Origin of the sequence: Solibacillus sp. FSL W8-0474, from assembly GCF_038004065.1 — a bacterium.
GTDB lineage: Bacteria > Bacillota > Bacilli > Bacillales_A > Planococcaceae > Solibacillus > Solibacillus faecavium.
Genome location: NZ_JBBOQJ010000001.1, coordinates 1,361,651 through 1,376,652, shown reverse-complemented (window position 1 = coordinate 1,376,652; position 15,002 = coordinate 1,361,651). Strand labels below are relative to the sequence as shown.

The 15,002-nt window shown below is 38.1% G+C and carries 14 protein-coding genes; all 14 read right to left on the bottom strand.

Features of this window, described 5'->3' with window-relative positions:
* Positions 1-10: 10 nt before the first annotated feature.
* A complete protein-coding gene (locus tag NYE67_RS06740; protein ID WP_340727468.1) occupies positions 11-493 on the bottom strand; it encodes a cell wall elongation regulator TseB-like domain-containing protein in 483 nt (160 codons plus the stop codon).
* Positions 494-590: 97 nt separating this feature from the next.
* Positions 591-3,377 (bottom strand): ATP-dependent DNA helicase DinG, encoded by a 2,787-nt coding sequence (gene dinG / locus NYE67_RS06735; protein ID WP_340729543.1) that lies wholly within the window; start codon positions 3,375-3,377, stop codon positions 591-593.
* Positions 3,378-3,939: 562 nt separating this feature from the next.
* Positions 3,940-5,088 carry a cation:proton antiporter gene (locus NYE67_RS06730; protein WP_340729542.1) on the bottom strand — a complete coding sequence of 383 codons (1,149 nt, stop codon included), beginning with the start codon at positions 5,086-5,088 and terminating at the stop codon, positions 3,940-3,942.
* A gap of 155 nt (positions 5,089-5,243) precedes the next feature.
* Positions 5,244-5,582 (bottom strand): transketolase, encoded by a 339-nt coding sequence (locus NYE67_RS06725; protein WP_340727464.1) that lies wholly within the window; start codon positions 5,580-5,582, stop codon positions 5,244-5,246.
* Between the two features lie 116 nt (positions 5,583-5,698).
* A complete protein-coding gene (gene lpdA, locus NYE67_RS06720) occupies positions 5,699-7,036 on the bottom strand; it encodes a dihydrolipoyl dehydrogenase (protein ID WP_340727463.1) in 1,338 nt (445 codons plus the stop codon).
* 208 nt (positions 7,037-7,244) lie between these two features.
* A complete protein-coding gene (locus NYE67_RS06715; protein ID WP_340729541.1) occupies positions 7,245-7,835 on the bottom strand; it encodes a 3D domain-containing protein in 591 nt (196 codons plus the stop codon).
* A gap of 184 nt (positions 7,836-8,019) precedes the next feature.
* Complete coding sequence (gene panD / locus NYE67_RS06710) at positions 8,020-8,403, bottom strand: aspartate 1-decarboxylase (RefSeq protein WP_340727461.1); 384 nt, start codon at positions 8,401-8,403, stop codon at positions 8,020-8,022.
* Entirely contained in the window at positions 8,396-9,259 is an 864-nt protein-coding gene (panC, locus tag NYE67_RS06705; RefSeq protein ID WP_340729540.1) for a pantoate--beta-alanine ligase, read from the bottom strand. The genes panD and panC overlap by 8 nt, the downstream gene beginning before the upstream one ends.
* The gene (gene panB / locus NYE67_RS06700; RefSeq protein WP_340729539.1) at positions 9,259-10,095 is read right to left on the bottom strand and encodes a 3-methyl-2-oxobutanoate hydroxymethyltransferase; all 837 of its coding nucleotides are present in this window, start codon (positions 10,093-10,095) and stop codon (positions 9,259-9,261) included. The genes panC and panB overlap by 1 nt, the downstream gene beginning before the upstream one ends.
* A 279-nt stretch (positions 10,096-10,374) precedes the next feature.
* Entirely contained in the window at positions 10,375-11,358 is a 984-nt protein-coding gene (locus tag NYE67_RS06695) for a biotin--[acetyl-CoA-carboxylase] ligase (protein ID WP_340729538.1), read from the bottom strand.
* On the bottom strand, positions 11,336-12,520 hold the full coding sequence (locus NYE67_RS06690) for a CCA tRNA nucleotidyltransferase (protein ID WP_340729537.1): 1,185 nt from the start codon (positions 12,518-12,520) through the stop codon (positions 11,336-11,338). Before NYE67_RS06690 ends, NYE67_RS06695 begins: the two co-directional genes overlap by 23 nt.
* The gene (gene bshA / locus NYE67_RS06685) at positions 12,477-13,628 is read right to left on the bottom strand and encodes an N-acetyl-alpha-D-glucosaminyl L-malate synthase BshA (RefSeq protein WP_340727456.1); all 1,152 of its coding nucleotides are present in this window, start codon (positions 13,626-13,628) and stop codon (positions 12,477-12,479) included. Before bshA ends, NYE67_RS06690 begins: the two co-directional genes overlap by 44 nt.
* Before the next feature lie 87 nt (positions 13,629-13,715).
* Positions 13,716-14,120, bottom strand: coding sequence for a methylglyoxal synthase (mgsA, locus tag NYE67_RS06680; RefSeq protein ID WP_340727455.1), 405 nt, complete (start codon positions 14,118-14,120; stop codon positions 13,716-13,718).
* A 16-nt stretch (positions 14,121-14,136) separates the two neighbouring features.
* Positions 14,137-14,934: a 4-hydroxy-tetrahydrodipicolinate reductase gene (gene dapB / locus NYE67_RS06675; RefSeq protein ID WP_340727454.1), complete on the bottom strand. Its 798-nt coding sequence runs from the start codon at positions 14,932-14,934 to the stop codon at positions 14,137-14,139.
* Between the last annotated feature and the right edge of the window lie 68 nt (positions 14,935-15,002).

Sequence of the window (15,002 nt, the reverse complement as noted above, 5' to 3'; positions counted from 1 at the left end):
GCTCTCTCCTCTACAAATTCAATATGCGCTTCCACCATTGTCCGTCTTCAAACAGAAGATAAACATAATTTAAGGTGCCAGATTCACTTTTGTATGTTATTTCCCAAACTGGACCCGGCTCCTCAAATCCTAACTTCATATGAAGAATTTCTTTTGCATCTGTATCATTTTTAAAGACAGACATTGCCTGTTCTTCTGTAAGACCATCCGCTAAAAATACTTCTTGCATTGAATTCTCTTCTAAACTCATCGGGACGAATACTGCTTTTTCTTTCCCATACTCATCCACTCCAAATACAGTGACATAGGGTTTATTCCCATTGTATACATAGGAATTCTCAACAACAGCAAGTGCTTTCGTATCCAGCACAAAACTTTCCGCTTTTTCTTTAATTTCATTGAACGGGGCATTGGCTTTCCAAAATACGAACACTGTAATGACAAGTGACAACGATAAAATAAAGACAACCGAAAATAAAATCCAGTTTTTCATGACTGCACCTTGGAATTCGATTTCTTTGTTCGTACATTATATTTACTTGTACGTCGTTTAAAATTTTGTTTCATGATTGTCGACCTGCTTTCCTTCCTCATCGTTTTTCATTATACCAATTTCCCAGACTTTGTACCATACTGTGAAGTGGCAGTTTTTGTATAGAAACCGGCGGTAATGACTCGATAAATTGCTGTCCGTAAGATTTTGTTTCTATGCGGCGGTCTAAAACAATAAATACCCCTTTGTCATGGCTAGAACGTATTAATCGGCCAAATCCTTGCTTAAATCGAATAATTGCTTCCGGTAATGCCAGTTCAGTAAACGAATTACGTCCTTGCTGTGTAATATAATTTGCGCGCGCCTTAAACGAAGGGTCTTCCGGTGAAGAAAAAGGCAGTCGTACGACAATTACCGCAGCCAGTCCATCACCTGGAACATCTACACCTTCCCAAAAGCTATTTGTTCCAAATAATACGGAATGATTAAATTTTTGGAACGATTTTAATAAGCGCATCCGGCTACCTGATGTGACACCTTGAGCAAAAATCATATAATCATTCAATAATTCACTTTCATGAATAAGATCAACCGTTTTCCGCAACATGTCCTGCGACGTAAATAATACGAAACATCTTCCGTCTGTCATCCGCACAGCATTTGTCACTGCATGCGCTACTTCCTCGATATAGTCGGATTGGGAAACCGCTTGAATATCCGGCATGTCATTTACAATATATACTTCCGCCCCATCGTAGTAGGTCGAATCTGCATGCAATTTTTCTATTGTAATAGAAGGATCGATTCCGAGTTGATTTGTAATGAATCGTTCATTGCTTGGTACAGTCAATGTCCCCGATGTCCAAATAACTGCGCTTTTGCTACGAATTGGATCAAAAAGCTTCCCTATCGTTGCTGTAACGTCGATTGGCTTCTTATAAAGCTGAATGCTCCCTGGGACACTTCGTCTATCCAGCTCAAGCCAGCATGAATAATTTAAATCGTTTTGAAGAAACACTTCATCCCACTCTGACATTTTTATCATAAGTTCCCCAATAATATACTGCCATTGTTCAATTAAATACTCATGCTCAGGTGCCAACTCGTCTACTCCCGAACTAAATTGCTGTATAAGTGCACTTGCATCATCAATCCACCGTTGTACTGTTAAAGATACTTTCAAAAAGACTTCGTGCGGCAATTGCAGATCGCTGATAAATAATTCAATTTTTTGAAGCGGCTTAAACTGTCTGCTGACAACTGCCTTTACTTCACGAATTAATGCAGCCATCGCCGTATCAAATGTCTGAACCATATGGATGTATCGCTTCTCCAGCTGGTCGAGCGTTTGAATATTTAGCAACTGTTTTTTTAATGCGACACGACGAATTTTATAAAAGAGCTGTTCATCTTCATTTATTCCAATTTGTCCAAATAAATATTTCCAATTCATGTACGTAAATATTTTTTCATCTTGATTGATGGCAGCTTGAATAAATTGGTGGGCCTCATCAATAATCCAGCCACCTAAAGAATCGAAAATCTGCTCATTGCGGACTAAATCGCTTAATAGCATGGCATGATTCGTTATTATAATATCGGCTTGGCGACTATTTTGTATTGCACGAGAATAAAAGTCGTAAAGCGGCATCGTCGTTTTTGGTAATGTAGTTTTACGTATTTTATCGAGCAGAAGCTGACCGCCACCTGAAACGTTTAACTCATTTAAATCCCCTGTTACTGTTTTGGCAAGCCAAATAAGTGTTTGTAATAGCGTAAACGTTTGATCGTATGAATCATCAAGTGTTTTCAATTGCTTCTCGAATTTCTCTATATCGATATAATTGCCCATCCCTTTTAAAAGTGCAATTTTAATTGGCTGGCCAAGTGCTTGCTCCAATACGGGAATTTCATTTTGCAGAAGCTGATCTAGCAAATGCGATGTATAGGTGCTGATTCCAATTTTTCGCTTCGTTTTCTTGGCATAATAGATGGCTGGTACTAAGTAACCTAACGTTTTCCCAATACCTGTCGAAGCTTCAATGACATGCTCGGTTTTATCATTAAGCACTTTCCAAATACTATCCATCATCTGAAATTGCTGCGGACGCACTTCGAAATTGGAAATCCCCTTTAATAATAAAGCTAATTTTTCATCGGTTGATTGAGGATATTCCAACTCGTCGTCATATCCTTTTGGGGTCGGTGCCATTTTACGAATCGCAATTTTATTAAAATAAACATGCGCATCATCTGTTAACGTTTTACTACGCTTTATCACAAGCGCATCAAAAAATAGCTGTGCCAAATTTGTTTTTAAACGAAACGAGCGTTTATGCAGCTGTTCCAATGTAACTAATGGCAACGTTAAAAGTTCATGCCAGCAATACTTCAGTAAATAGGCTGTAGCAAGTGCATCATCATCAGCGCGGTGAGCACTTTGTAGAGGAATATTCAAATCACTCGCTAAATCAGCCAATTTATAGCTTAAGGACATTGGAAAAAGAATTTTCGACAGTTCAACCGTATCGATTTTTTTCCCGTACCATTTCGGTAAGCCGGCCCGATTAAATTCTGCCTGCAAAAATGATAAGTCAAAATCCGTATTATGCGCTACAAATACAGCATCCTCCAATAGTTCATAAATATAATCCGCATGTGCTTCAAATGGTAATGCATCCTTGACATGCTCATCCGTAATATTCGTCAAATCTTGTATAAACAACGGTATCGGTTTCCCGGGATGTATAAAAGTTGAATATTTTTTTGTAATGTTCCAGTCTTGCATAATGACGATGGCAATTTGAATCATGCGATCGCCGCTTGCAGGTGAATGACCGGTAGTTTCAATGTCAACGATTGCATATTTTTGACTTTCATTCATTTTCTTCAGCTCACAGTTCAAGTAATATAAGCGCATTTTATCATATTAAAGGTAAGGAGGTCATGTAAATGGATAGAAATGCTGATGAAGCCATTACGAAGTGGAAGGTTGCGCTGCAGCTCAGAGCTTTTATAGTAACGTTTTCAAAATTCTAATATAATCTGAAATTTTCTAATAAAAATCTATTTGTTCAAAAAAAACCGTGATTTTCTAAAATATCTGCTAACTGTTCTAATATGCGTATGTATTTTTCAAATATGTATAACAGGTTTTCAAATATCTGCGTCTCTTATTCTAATATATCCTCAATTGTTCTAATAAATTGAAGCACCTGATGCTAAATTGCATCTTTAACATAAAAAAACCTAGTACCGTCTCGAGGACAATACTAGGTTAATACACTATGTAAGGGTGTGCAGGGGCTCATCTCCCTGCACAATTCAAAAGTCTCCCAGCAAATCCGTGCTGTTGGTGGAGACTTTTGTTGTGAAGACTAAATCTTCACAGAGGTTTTGGCACCTAAATAACAGAATACAATAAAATAGGGACTCATTCAACCTTTTTATTTTATATGATGTGAACGATTGCCGAAAATCCCTTTAAGCATTGGTGGCGTTACTAATGTAGTAATAATAATGACGATTACCATTGGTGTGTAATCCTCAGCCGGTAAAAGGCCGCTTGATAAGCCCATCCCCGCAAGAATTAATGCCACTTCTCCACGTGAAATCATACCTGCTCCGATTCCTATAGAAGACCTCCAATTGAATCCTGCCAACTTCGCACCAATACCTGATCCGATAAGTTTTGATAAAATCGCCACGATTGAGAAGATAACTAAAAACCAAATATTTTCTGTAATGCCAACAAATGTTACAGATAATCCAATACTTACGAAGAAAAATGGGACAAAGATTCCACTCGCTATCGGTTCTACTTTATGTTCTACCGCCTCTTTGAATGGAGTTCGGCCAATAGCAATACCGATAAAGAATGCGCCAATAATCGTCGCTATACCAAAGTAATGCTCACCGACATAAGCTAAAGCAAAACAAGCTATAAGCGCGCCGGATAAGGTTGCTTCTGTAACACGCAATTTACTGAACGCCTTCATGAATGGTGGAATCACCCATTTCATTACTACAAACAATAAAGCGAAGAAGAATACCTTTCCACCGATTAATGCCGGAATAGAAACGTCATCCCCTACAAGGAAGCTCATCGCAATCGCTATTAGGACAACTACAATAATGTCATCTAGAACAGCAGCACCTAATAGTGCCGAACCCTCTTTACTTTTCAACCAACCAATTTCACTTAATGTTTGAACTGAAATACTTACAGATGTCGCTGCTAATGTTAAACCGATGAAAATAGCCTGCCCTTGCGTCAATCCAAAAGAGAGAGCTAAAGGATAACTCATTGCGATTGGTAAAATAACGCCACCGATCGCTACGAAAATAGCACCTTTCATATTAGCATTCAAGTCTTCTAAATCTGTTTCTAGACCAGCCAGGAACATTAATAGAATAACACCGATTTGGCTAAATGTTTGCATAACTTCACTGTCGGTTATCCATCCAAGCATAGCAGGACCAATAATAATACCGATTAAAATTTTCCCTAATACTGAAGGCTGTCCAAGACGTACTGTAAAATGTCCTGCTATTTTTGTTGCCAACAATACAATAACAATTTGAAAAATAAACATCATAATCCCCCTTTTTCAAAAAAAAAGGCATGGGGGTGCCAGATTTGACTGACTCCACCATGCCTACTTTATTTACTAGACACTATTTATTTTATAGAAAAGAAATATAAAATGCAACGGGAAAATTATAATAATCTGAAAATTATTTTAATTCACTAGAAAAAGCCTGGTAATACTTCACGTTGGAAATATTGATTTTTACGTAACCATACATTTAAAATTTGCCGATGAGTAAGAAGCTTTCTGCGTGAAACATGTCTTCTTTGCGCCTCTTGCAAGCTTTCGAGCAATATACGCGTTTCTGTTAGGCATTTACCCGGTTCGATAATAACCTGTAATGTAGGGCTAATCAGCTTATGTTGCTGAAGTAGTGCAAGTACTTTGGCAAAAATTTGCCCCATTGCAATATAGTCTTCTTCTATTTTTAAATCAATACATTGATATAATGTTTCTTCAACTTCTTTTTCTACAAGCTCCATTGGCTGTATTTCCATAGGGTCACCTCTACTAGGTTTGTCTATATCCAGTATATAAAAACTAGTGGAAATAAAAAAGAAATTGGATTTTAAGAGGAATAACAGAGATTATTTGCCCCGTTGAATACCAAAAGTTACTTTGCGTGAATCGCTTTGCCGAAAACAGATCTAGCTGCATCCCCAACATGCTCACTTACTGTCGGATGAGGGAAAATCAGTCGTGCTAAGTCTTTAACAGATCCGCCAAGTACTTTTGCCGCAAGCATAGAATTAATCATTTCAGTCGCACCATCACCTACAACACATGCACCGTAAATATCCCCTTCAGGACTCGCGACAAATTTCATAAAGCCTTGTGTATTCCCTTCCAACAGCGCTTTAGGGTTGGTCGGTAAGTACATTTTTGTCACAATTGAATCTGCTGGCGCTTCATGTTCAAGCATACCGAATGTGGCAATCTCAGGATGTGTATAGACACAACGCGGTATTTCCTGCTGATTAATTACTTTCGGATGTTTTCCTAAAATGAAGTCCACCGCATGCACGCCTTCTGCACTGGCAGAGTGTGCAAGCTGGAAGCCACCTACTAAATCCCCAATGGCAAAAATCCCCGGAATGCTAGTTTCATAATGATTATTCACTTTAATTAAACGACCATCCATTTGCATTTCCAACGCCTCAGCGATTTCAGTATTTGGACGGCGCCCTGTTGCAAATAATAAATTTTCATAAGGGAAATTTCCGATCGATGTTTGCACATAATCTGCATGTATTTCTTCAAATGTAAAATCTGTAATCAGTTCAATGTCCAGATCGCTCATTTTCTGTTTAATAATTGGTCGGGCATCCGGTTCTTCAGTTTGCAGAATATCTTTACTATGATTGAGTACAGTCACTTTAGTACCCATAGGCGCTAAAGCAAACGCCATTTCAATTGCAATAACACCACCACCGATAATCGTCAGCTGCTTTGGAAGCTCCTGAATGGAAAAGAAAGTATCCGTTGTATAGTAATTTGCAGTTTCAATTCCTTTAAACGGAGGAACAAATGGGCGACTACCCGTTGCTAAAATTACATTATTGGCCGTGAATGCATCATCTCCAACTATCACTTTCCGCTCTGCCGTTACGATTGCTTTTCCTCTAAACATCGTAATTTGCGCACTATCAATAAAAGTTTCAATATTTGATAGTAATTCTGCTACAACCTTATCTTTTCGTTGCATTAATTTCGGAAAATCGATATTAATTGTAGGAACAGTAACTCCCCAATCTGTCCCGCGTCGAATTTCCTGCACCAATTTACTATGCTCGAGCATAATTTTCGAAGGAATACAGCCTACGTTATAGCAAGCCCCCCCAACTTTGTCCTTTTCGACAAGCGCTACTTTCAATCCGCTTTTTGCTGCATGAATTGCGGCAACATATCCGCCTGGTCCTGCTCCTATTACAGCTAAATCAAAGTTTTCCATTTAACCACCTCAATTTTCACATTATCATGACAATTTCTGGAATGCAACCTAGCACCTTTACTCTGTATCATTAATAAGTGATTCCAGTTATTGCACACTACGAAATAGCCAATTAACGTATTTAGTCTAAACTATACTTTTACCGTTTTTTTATTCCTAAAAACAAAAAATCAGCAATTATATTTAGTAATTACTGATTGTGGAAGGTTTATTTTAATATTTTAATTTCAACTTTTTTACGACCCCAGTTAAGGGCAGTTTTTTTCGTTTTAACAAACACATCAATTTTGGATCCTTTTATCGAGCCGCCAGTATCTCCAGCAACCGCAATCCCATAGCCTTCCACCCAGACTTTTGTTCCTAGTGGGATTATTTTAGGGTCAACTGCAATTAATTTAACATCGGGATTTTTTTTAAGATTGATGCCGGATGCCGTTTTACCTGAACAGCCTTTGCAGGAAGCTGTGAAGGCACTTGCTTCAACAGTCAACGTTTTAACCACTTCAAAATCATCCAGCTTTTCCTTTTTTTCTTTCTTTTCTTTCTTTTCTTTTACTTTCTTTTGATTATTTTTAATATGATCAGGTAGCTGTAGGACATAGCCTGTCACCGCTTGCTTTTTGTCTTCAAGCTCGTTTATTTCCAATAATGTATGTACAGACGTATTATAACGCTCTGCAATTTTATCTAATTCTTCCCCTTTTTTAATTGTATGTGTAGCTGCACTAATGGCATTGGAAAAGAATAAAGATGTAAAAATAATGAAGGCAAAGCTACATAATAGTCTTTTATGAAACATATTAGTCATTTCCCCCTGTATCATTTGTAATGAAACTAAATTCAGTGTACACATTTAATGTTTCAAAAATATTACAGGGACGTAATATAATAATTACAAAATTATGCCTTCAATAACTTTTTGTTACAAATGAAAAAAACTGTACTAAAAGTCAATTTGACTCTTAACACAGTTTTTTTTACTGCTACATGATCGTTGCTTCAGGTTCATAGTGGATCATTTCTTTAATTCTATTATCTTCTCCCATAATAGCTACTGTTGGATAGTGATCCGCTACTTCTTTATTGTCCACATATACGTACGAAATAATAATGACGATATCACCTTTTTGAACAAGACGTGCAGCTGCTCCATTTACACAAATGACGCCTGAACCGCGCTCACCTGCAATTATATATGTTTCAAAACGTGCACCATTATTGTTGTTTACGATATGCACCTTTTCGTTCGGTAACATCCCTACCGCATCCAAAATATCCTGATCGATTGTTATCGAACCTACATAATTTAAATCCGCCTGTGTTACTTGAGCACGATGGATTTTACTGTTCATCATCATTCTAAGCATGAATACGTTCCCCTTTTAATGAAAGAATTAAATTATCAATTAAACGTGTTTTTCCAATATAGACTGCCGCAGCTAAAAGTATTTGATCTGAGTTCTCATCTACTTCTTTCAAATCTGGATACGTTAATATGCTCAAGTAATCGATTTTACCGGCAGTATTATCTTCAATAATTTTCGTTGCTTGTGCCAATGCCTTATCGACGTCCCCTGAATCCATTAACTCAAATTTCGCTATTTGCAGCGCCTGTTGAATAACAGGTGCCTGCATTCTCTCAATCGAAGACAAATAAACATTCCGGCTTGATTTTGCTAAGCCGTCACCTTCTCGTACAACTGGAACTACACGCAATTCCACAGGGAAATTATAATCCCGGACCATTGTTTGGATAATTGCAACTTGCTGTGCATCCTTTTGCCCGAAGTAGGCACGGTCCGGCTGTACTAAATTAAAGAGCTTTGCAACAACTTGCAATACCCCATCAAAATGACTTGGCCGACTTGCACCACACAAAGTTTGTGCCTGTCGTCCCGCACGGATGTATATACCACCATCATGTGGATACATTTCCTCAACGGATGGTGCAAAAATATAATCCACACCAACTGATGCCGCTAGCTTTGTGTCACGCTCTAAATCACGCGGATATGATTCAAAATCTTCATTCGGCCCAAACTGTGTCGGGTTTACAAAAATACTCATAACAACGACGTCATTTTCTTCCCGGGCATTTTTGGCTAATGTTAGATGACCTTCATGTAAATAGCCCATTGTTGGAACGAGACCGATTGATTGCTTGCTACTTTTGGCGTTAACTACAGCTTTTCGAAGCTCAGCAATTGTCGATAGGATGATCATTATTTTACGCCTCCATAAAGCTCTATTAATTCGTCTTCTTTCATCGTGAAACTTTGCTGTAATGTAGGGAACGTTCCTGCTTTAACCGCTTGTGTGTAACTAATGATTCCACGTTCAACTTCATCGCCTACGTGTGCAAAACTTTCCACAAATTTCGGAATATGGTGATTTCCATATTGCAGTAAATCATGAAATACCAATACTTGACCGTCCGCCTTAGCGCCTGCACCAATTCCAATTGTCGGAATCGTCAACTTTTCTGATACAATCTCAGTTAGCTGGTGTGGAATACATTCAAGCACGACAGCACACGCACCTGCTTGTTCGACAAGTAATGCATCATTAATTAATTTTTCGGCCTGCTCAGAAGTCTTTCCTTGTACTTTATAGCCCCCTAGAACACCTGCAGACTGTGGTAATAAGCCTAAATGTGCAACGACCGGAATCCCTGCATCCGTTAGTTTCTTAATAACAGGAATCACATTATCCGCGCCTTCCACCTTAAGTGCATTTGCATTTGTAAGCTGTATCATTTGGACCGCTGTCTTAAGTGTTTCATTCACATCACCGTGGTACGAGCCAAAAGGCATATCTACGACGATAAACGTATCGGGTGCCCCACGACGAACTGCTTTACTATGATGAATCATATCGTCGACAGTAACCCGCATTGTAGACTCATAGCCTAATACAACCATCCCTAATGAATCCCCAACTAAAATCATGTCAACTCCTGCTGACTCGGAAAATTTAGCACCGGGATAATCGTATGCCGTAATCATGACAATCTTTTCACCCTGCTCCTTCATTTTTAAAAACTGAGTTGTTGTTTTCATGTTTCTCCTCCTCAAATGGAAAGAAAACAAAAATACCCTTCTATCCATAATTAGACAGAAAGGTAGTGTCGTAAGTAAATGAAATGCATTTCATACTTTCTTTTAAATAAAGAGAATGAAATGATTCTAAATACAGCGCGTGTGTTTTCTTCCGTCTCTGTCTTGTGTAGATCAAAGCAGATAATTTTATAATAGACTAGCAAAATAGGTACAGTTCTTAGTTGATACTGTCCTAGAGCTACTATAACAATTTTGGAAGAAAACGTACAGCATATTTAATTACAATATTTCGATATCAGCAGAGTATATACCTTTAACTTCACCGTTTGCCTGACGGATTTCAAGCACACCGTTTTCAGTTATACTGATTGCCTCTCCTTCAACAACTTCCCGTAAAGTAGTTGCTTTTACTCTTTTCCCTATCGTACCGGAAGACTCTTCCCATAGTGTTTTAATGAAACCGAAGCCGTTTTTCACATACATATCACTATAGTGCTCTAAAAAATCAAGGACATTTGCGACTAGATGTACACGCTCAATCGGTTCACCTTCTTCAATTGCAATTGAAGTTGCTATTGACTGCAGCGACTCAGGAAAATCATCCATTTGATGATTTACATTGATCCCGATACCAATTAATAAAGCCTGAATCCGATCTGCTTCTGCAACCATCTCGGTTAAAATCCCCGTCGTTTTTTTACCTTTAATTAAAATATCATTCGGCCATTTAATTTCAGGAGTAAAATTTTTAAACATAGCTTTCATGGCGTTTACAACTGCTACAGCTGTAACAAGTGTAAACTGCGGGGCTTGATGAGGGGCAATTTCAGGTCGAATGATAATCGTCATCCAGATTCCTTTCCCTTCCGATGATTCCCATTCACGCATCATGCGTCCACGTCCTGCTGTTTGATGCTCTGCAATTATAACCGTGCCATCAGGCGCACCTTCTCTTACAAGCTCATGGGCAACTAACTGTGTTGATTCTACACTTTCAAAATAATGCACCTGTCGACCATATCGGTCTGTTTTTAAAAATTGTTGTAATTGACCCATATCGACTTTATCCGGTACTGTCACAAGCTTATAACCTCTTTTTTTTACCGTTTCAAACTCATAGCCTTCTTGCTTCAATGTTTGCAGGTGTTTCCAAATAGCCGTTCTTGATACTTGAAGCTCATCTGCTAACACTTGCCCTGAAATCGGTTCTCCGTTCGCATTTAAAAAACGTTTTAATATTTCATCCTTCATCGTGAAATGCATGAAACCATTCCTTTAATTGTTGTTTATCATTTTCTACTTCTCTGTTTAAGACAGCCAAAATCGCCGCATCCAAAGTCCTTTTAATCCACGCGCCACGCTTTTTTGAAGACCACTCCATTAGATCTCTGCCGGAAAAAGCAAGTTCATTTACATGCTGTATCGGTAATGCGCTTTTTCGATAAACTAAATTATCAAAAGAAAAAGGCAGAACATTATTTTGCCATTTTGCAAATTGGCATGCAGTTTCTAAAACAGATAAATCATAGCGCAATAAATCAATCGGCGACATACCATTTAGTAAGCATCCATACGCACCTAAAACACTTTTTGTAAACAGTTTATCCTTGTTTGAACAGCGATACGCCGTAAGTAAAGAAAGGTCACTTTCATTTACTAGACAAAAGTATGCCCATCCAACTTGCCGATCTTCTGAGTCAAACCCGGTCCAACTATGATGATTGAATTTACCAGGTAAATAGTTGCTTAATGATGTATTTTCAATATACTCAATTCCCATTTGGGTATGTTTGGATGTAAAAATTTTTGAAAGCTCCACTTGAATTCGTTCGATTGAAATATATGAGATGGTAGATGCTTTTTGATGAATGGCCTGCAAAGTTTGATGTTCAATCGAGAATTGGAGCTGTGAAGCAAATCGGACAGCGCGCAGCATTCGAAGCGCGTCCTCTTCAAATCGCTGAAGTGGCTCACCGACAGCACAAATTACTTTATTATCAATATGCTGACGTCCATTATAATAATCAATATAGTCACCTGATTTGCTAAGTGCCATAGCATTCATCGTAAAATCACGACGCTTTAAATCTTCTTTTAAGTTGCGGACAAAATGAACGGCATCCGGACGGCGGTGATCGCTATAACCTGATTCAGTTCGATATGTCGTCACTTCAATCGGTTCCCCAAAATCAAGGACAAGCACAGTACCATGGGCTATCCCTACGTCTATTGTATGGGTAAAAATCGCCTGAACTTCTTCTGGTAATGCGCTTGTCGCAATATCAACATCATTATTCTCTTTTTTTAAATAATAATCGCGGACTGCCCCACCTACTATATACGCTTCAAATCCTGCCTGCTCTATCGTATTGATGACTTTCTTAGCTGCTTGCCAGTGCATTTTTTTCTTGAACCACTCTTTCATAAATTCGCTCGTATTGTTCTACCATTTTCGATTCGTGGAATTGTTCACGTACTGCCTGTAATGCTGCCAGTTTGAATGCTGCATGTTTTACTTCATCCTGCAATAATTCGACCGCATAATCAGCGACCGATTGAGTATCGCCAAGAGGAACTAAATAGCCATTCACTCCATGATTAATCACTTCCGGAATACCACCAATTGCTGTACCGATTCCAGGAACTCCACATGCCATTGCCTCTAATAGTACTAAGCCAAAAGATTCCTTCTCAGAAAGTAGTAACTTCAAATCACTAATCGCAAAAAGTTCAGTAATATTTTCCTGTTTCCCTAAAAATAAAATATCATCTTTATATGGCGATACTTTAACAAGATCGGTTACACGATGCTTTTCAGGTCCATCTCCAACTAACAGCAATTTAGCCGGCATTTTTTCTCGGATTTTCAAAAAAGAATCTACAACATCCGGTAAATTTTTTATTTTGCGGAAATTCGAAATATGAATGATTACTTTTTCATGTGGCAAAATACCAAATTGCTCTTTTAAATTTCCTGGATCTACTGGTTTAAACACATTGTCATCGACAAAATTATATATTGTTTCGATTTTCTGTTTCGTATCTATTAAGGCATATGTCTGCTGTTTTAGTGATTCAGAAACGGCGGTAACAGCATCCGAACAATCAATTCCATATTTAATTGCCTGAGCTAATGTCGAATCTTCACCTAAAACTGAAATATCCGTCCCATGAAGAGTTGTAACGATGCCAAAATTCTCACCACTCATATGTCTTGCCAAAACGGCACAAACAGCATGAGGAATTGCATAATGTACATGTAATATATCTAGTTTTTCTTCCTTAATAACATCGGCCATTTTACTTGCTAATGCAATATCGTATGGTGGGTATTGAAATACTGAGTAATTATTTACTTCAACTTCATGGAAAAAAACATTTGGATAAATTTTATTAAGCCGAAATGGTACGCTCGATGTAATAAAGTGAATTTCATGTCCCCGTTCCGCTAGCATCTTTCCAAGTTCTGTGGCGATAACACCAGAACCTCCAACTGTCGGGTAACATGTAATACCAATTTTAAGTTTTTTCATTAGTCTCCCCATCCTCTCAACAATACGATTAACTTTCGTTAGTAAATATTTTACCGCAATTATGCTTTAGCATGATTACTTTATTCACTATTTTCTGCGTTCCGCTAAAATGCGCCAATCGACAAAGCCTTCCTGCAAACCCTTTAGTAAAATTTCTGCAGTCCCCATATTTGTCGCAAGGGGAATATGATATAAATCACATAATCGCACTAATGCCATTACATCCGGCTCATGTGGCTGTGCAGTCAATGGGTCACGGAAGAAAAAAACCATATCCATATCATTGTTCGCTATCATGGCACCAATTTGTTGGTCCCCTCCTAATGGACCCGAACGGAATTTTGTAATGTTAAGTCCTGTTTCAGCCTCAATCATTGTACCAGTAGTACCTGTCGCATACAGATCATGTTCTTCCAAAATATCCCGATATGCAATGGCAAATTGAATTAAATTGTCTTTTTTTCGATCATGTGCAATTAATGCAATTTTCATAAATTTCATCTCATTTCTAAATGATGTTCTCTAATCCGTATATTAATGTATTACAATTCATAACTTTTTCAATACTAAATGTAACTCCACCCATAAAGCTACCTCGATTTAAAGAATCATGACGGATTGTTAATAATTCACCTGTCCCACCAAACAAAACTTGTTGATGCGCCACTAAACCAGGTAGGCGAACGGAATGAACATGCATGCCTTCAATGTTTGCACCTCTTGCACCAGTATGTGTTTCTTTTTCATCCGGATGCCCTTGTTCTTTAGTGTTTCTTACTTCACTAATCATTTGGGCCGTTTTAATTCCAGTACCAGATGGCGCATCCAGCTTTTGATCGTGATGCATTTCAATGATTTCGACATCCGGGAAATACTTCGCAGCCTCTTTAGCAAATTTCATCATTAATATTGCACCAATAGCAAAATTCGGGGCAATAATACAGCCTAATTGTTTATCTTTTGCTAATTGCTGTAATTCCTCAAGCTGCTCATCTGTAAAACCTGTTGTCCCAACAACTGGTCTTACATTATGTAATAATGCTTGTTTAGTTCTTTCAAAAACGAAATGTGGATTTGTTAAATCGACAAGCACATCCGGCTTTGTATCTCGTACAAGTTCCGGGAAATTCGTATAAATTGGAACTTCATATTGTTTTGGAAACTCATCCAATTCTCCTAACGTTGTGCCGACGTCTTTGTAATCCAGGGCAGCAACCAATTCCATTCCATCATTTTTAATTATCGTATGAACTGCCTCCATACCCATTTTACCTCGTGCACCAGCAATTGCGACTTTAATTGTCATTACATAAAACTCCTTTGAACTTTAGTTAATGCAGTATTTCATTATTTTTTTGACTATAATCCTAATTA